2 protein-coding genes are annotated in these 2,025 nt (G+C 58.8%); both read right to left on the bottom strand.

The window, feature by feature from the left end:
• Positions 1-653 (bottom strand): protein translocase subunit SecF (gene secF, locus Q0341_RS09315; protein ID WP_299512441.1); only part of this gene is annotated, 653 nt, incomplete at its 3' end.
• 14 nt (positions 654-667) lie between these two features.
• Positions 668-2,025: protein translocase subunit SecD (gene secD / locus Q0341_RS09310; protein ID WP_299512439.1), on the bottom strand; the 1,358-nt coding region annotated here is incomplete at its 5' end.

The raw sequence follows: 2,025 nt of genomic DNA, 5'->3' as shown, positions 1-2,025 counted from the left end.
CGTCGGAAGTTCTCGCGGATACGGTCAAAAATCACCACCGACTCGTTCACCGAATAACCCAGCACCGCCAGCACCGCCGCCAGCACCGCCAGTGAAAACTCCCACTGGAAGAAGGCAAAAAAGCCCAAGATGATGACCACATCGTGCAAGTTGGCGATGATGGCCGAAACAGCAAATTTCCACTCAAAGCGGATGGCCAAATACAGCATGATGCCGCCCACCACAAAGGCCAGCGCCATCAGGCCGTCTTCCACCAATTCGTTGCCCACCTGCGGGCCCACAAACTCCGTGCGGCGCAGCGTCACATCGGGGCTGGCCGCCTTGAGGGCTGACAGCACCGTCTCGCTTTGCTGGGCCGTGGTCACACCCTTTTGCACGGGCAGTCGGATCAGCACCTCACGCGCCGAGCCAAAGTTTTGTACCTGCACATCGGCATAACCCAAACCCGACACCACGCTGCGCACCTTGGGCAAGTCGGCCGGTTGGCTGTAGCTGACCTCCATCACGGTGCCGCCCGTGAACTCGACCGACAGGTGCAAGCCCTTGTTGAATAAAAAGAACACCGCCAAGATGAACGTGGCAAAGGAAACCGCGTTCAACACCAAAGCATGGCGCATGAACCGGATGTCTTTTTTGATTCTGAAAAACTCCATTTTTTATCTCCCGTTCAGTCGGCTTTGGCCGCTGTGACTGCTGTACCCGTATCGGGACGCCAAACAGTGCCGATGGACACGGTCTTGAGTTTTTTCTGTCGGCCGTACCAAAAGTTGACCAGGCCCCTTGAGAAAAACACGGAAGAGAACATGCTGGTCAGAATGCCGATGCAATGCACCACCGCAAAGCCGCGCACCGGACCCGAGCCAAAGGCCAGCAAAGCCAAGCCTGCAATCAAGGTGGTGATGTTGGAGTCAAAAATCGTGGACCAAGCGCGGTCGTAGCCCGCATTGATCGCCGCTTGTGGGCTCGCGCCGCTGCGCAGTTCCTCGCGCACGCGCTCATTGATCAACACGTTCGAGTCGATCGCCATGCCCAGTGCCAGTGCCATCGCAGCCATGCCCGGCAGCGTGAGCGTGGCCTGCAGCATCGACAGCACCGCCACCAACAGCAACAGGTTGAAGCCCAAGGCCAGGCTGGAAAAAACGCCAAACATCGCGTAATAAACGCACATGAACGCCACGATCACCAGGAAACCCCAAGTTACGCTGTTAAAGCCCTTGGCGATGTTTTCTGCGCCCAAGCTGGGCCCAATGGTGCGCTCTTCGATGATTTCCATCGGCGCAGCCAGCGAACCCGCACGCAGCAACAGCGCGGTATCGGTCGCCTCGGTCGACGTCATGCGGCCAGAAATCTGCACCCGACCACCACCGATCTCAGCGCGGATCACGGGAGCCGTCACCACTTCGCCCTTGCCTTTTTCAAACAAGATGATGGCCATTCGCTTGCCCACGTTGTCACGCGTCACATCTTTGAAAATGCGCGCGCCCTTGCCGTCCAGCGTCAGGTTGACCACCGGCTCTTGCGTCTGGCTGTCAAAGCCTGGCTGGGCGTCGGTCAGGTTGTCACCGGTCAAAACCACTTGTTTTTTCACAATCAACGGGCGGCCATCACGTTCCAAATAACGCTCGGTGCCAAAAGGCACCAGGCCCCCGGCTTGCTCGGCTGCACGGGCCTCGGTGCTTTCGTCCACCATGCGCACCTCCAAGGTGGCAGTGCGGCCCAAAATGTCTTTGGCCTTGGCCGTGTCTTGCACGCCAGGCAACTGCACCACGATGCGGTCCAGGCCCTGCTGTTGAATCACCGGCTCGGCCACGCCCAGCTCGTTGATCCGGTTGTGCAGCGTGGTGATGTTTTGCTTGAGTGCTTGGGCTTGCACAGCACGGGCCGACTCGGTCTTCACGGTGGCCAACAAACGGAACGCGCTGCCATCGGCCTGTGACGTGATCTGCAGGTCGGTGAATTGGGCGGCGATCAGGTCTTGTGCGGCTTGCAACTGCTGGGCGTCGCGCAAACGCAATTCAATGGTTT

This window comes from uncultured Limnohabitans sp., from assembly GCF_937889215.1.
GTDB lineage: Bacteria > Pseudomonadota > Gammaproteobacteria > Burkholderiales > Burkholderiaceae_C > Limnohabitans_A.
The sequence above is the reverse complement of the archived record's forward strand: the minus strand, read 5'-3'. Positions and strand labels throughout refer to the sequence as shown.